Source organism: Nocardia amamiensis NBRC 102102 (genome assembly GCF_001612745.1).
Classification (GTDB): Bacteria; Actinomycetota; Actinomycetes; order Mycobacteriales; family Mycobacteriaceae; genus Nocardia; species Nocardia amamiensis.
In genome coordinates, this window is the sequence record NZ_BDBA01000195.1 from 1 (window position 1) to 2,296 (window position 2,296).

Below are 2,296 nucleotides of genomic sequence, written 5' to 3' on the forward strand. Positions count from 1 at the left end.
AGGCGCGCAGTGGAGCTCGAGCCTGGACAGCGGAATCAGCGGCGGTATCGATGCCGGTACGCACGCGACCTCCGGCCTGTCCGCGGGCCTCGACACCACGTCCGGGCTCGGTGGCGGACTGAACTCGACCGTCGGCGGCGCGGCGGACGCGGGCGCCGGACTCGCCGGCTCGGTGAGCGGCGCCACGCACGGTGCGGTGGACACCGGGGCGGGTCTCGGCGGCAGCGTCGGCTCGACCGCGCACACGTGGTCCTCGCTGGACGTGTCGAGCGCCTTCGGTTCGGGTCTGGACAGCACCACGGGTGGGCAGACCGACGCGGGCCTGTTCGGCGACGGCCACGCGGGCGCGGACCTCTCCGGTTCGACCAGTGCCGACCTGACGGGCGACACTTTCCTGCACTGACAGTTGACCGGTTCGTCGGAAAGAGGTCCATACCGCGATGGGGATGCCCGCGCCGAACGCCACACCACCGGCGGTACCGCTGCTGTCGGTACTCGGTGAAACCATCGCGGCGGCGCGCGCCGCGGGCCGCAACGATCTGGTCGGCCGCCTCGAGGTGGCTGCCGACCGGGTCCGTGACCCGCGCCGGCGCATCGTCGTCGCCGGGCAGCTGGACCAGGGGAAGAGCAGTTTCGTCAACGCGCTGCTGAACCTGGACATCTGCCCGGTCGGCGACGACGCCACCACCACGGTGCCGATGCTGCTGTCGCACGGCCCCGAGCCGCGAGCCGAACTGGTGCTCGCGGCGCACGGCGACTCCAGCGGCGCGGAGACCAGAGTCGCCGTGCCGATCGCGGAGATCGGTGCGATCGAGCCGCGATCTCCCCATGCGCAGGGGCGGCGGATCGTGCGCCTCGAAGTCCAGATTCCCAATGCGCTGCTGGCCGACGGCATCGTCCTGATCGACACTCCCGGTGTGGGCGGGCACGGCAACGCCCACGCCGCGGGTGTGCTCGGGCTGGTGCCCGCCGCGGACGCGGTGCTGGTGCTGTCGGACGCGTCGACCGAGCTCACCGAGCCGGAACTGGCCTTCCTGCGCCAAGTGCGCGAGCTGTGCCCGACGGTCGCGCTGCTGCTCACCAAGACCGACCTCTACCCGCACTGGCGCCAAGTGCACGAAGCCGATCTGGGCCACCTCGCGCGAGCTCGCCTCGACGTGCCGATGATCCCGGTGTCGTCGCTGCTGCGCAGCCACGCGATGCGGTTGCAGGACAGCCAGCTGGGTGTGGAATCCGGGTTCGGCGTGCTCTACCAATTCCTGCGCGACCAGGTCGTGGCACGTGACCAACTGGCCACCCGTGCCGCGGTCGCGCGTGATATCCGCTCCGCCGCAGAACATCTCGCGCTCGCGCTGGGCAGCGAGCTGGTCGCCGTCCGCGATCCGGCCCGAGGCGCGGCGGCGGTGCGGGAGCTGCAATCCGCCCGTGCCGCCGCCGAGGAGCTGCACCGCAGAACCGCGGCGTGGCAGCAGACCCTCGCCGACGGCATCACCGACTTGGCCGGGGATGTCGAGCACGATCTGCGCGACCGGTTGCGCACCATCGCCCGCAGCACCGAGGAATGGATCGACGAGCACGATCCCGGCAGGCACTGGGATCGCATCGCCGAACACCTCACCGGCACGGTCGACACCGCGCTCGGGGACAACCTGCTGTGGACCCACGCACGGGCGATCCAGCTCGCCGAACGGGTCGCCGAGCATTTCTCCGAGGTCGGCGCGGTCGACCTGCCGGACGTGCGGCCCGGCCTGCGCGCCGACACCGGCCGCGCCATCTCGGGCACGCTCGCCGATCTGGAGCCCGACATCGGTTTCGGCAGCAAGCTGCTCGTCGGCATGCGCGGCTCCTACGGCGGCGTGCTGATGGTGGGGCTGGCCAGTACCTTCGCCGGGCTCGCGCTGCTCAACCCGATTTCGATCGGTGCTGGACTCGTGGTGGGCGGCAAGGCTTTCCGGGACGACAAGCAGGCCAGGTTGGCCAAACGGCGCAACGAGGGGAAGGCGGCGGTGCGCCGCTTCGTCGACGACGTGGCGTTCCAGTCGGGCAAGGAGTCCAAGGATCGCCTGCACCGCATCCACCGCGCGCTGCGTGATCATTACGCGGGCGTCGCCGAGCGCAGCCTGCGCTCGATCGATGAGTCGCTGCGCGCCGCGCAGGAGGCGGCGACCATGGTCACCACGCACCGCGCCGAGCGTGGCGCACAGCTCGAACAGCAGCTGCGTGTGGTCGCCGAGCTGCGCCGTTATGCCGATGCCATGCAGACCGCGCTACCGATGGGACCCGCCGGTACGGTAGC

The 2,296-nt window shown here is 71.3% G+C and carries 1 protein-coding gene and 1 pseudogene; both read left to right on the forward strand.

From position 1 onward, the window contains the following. Positions 1-403: pseudogene (locus NA4_RS41655) on the forward strand (hypothetical protein); the annotation flags it as partial. Between the two features lie 37 nt (positions 404-440). Further along, positions 441-2,296: dynamin family protein (locus tag NA4_RS29840; RefSeq protein ID WP_067477544.1), on the forward strand; the 1,856-nt coding region annotated here is incomplete at its 3' end.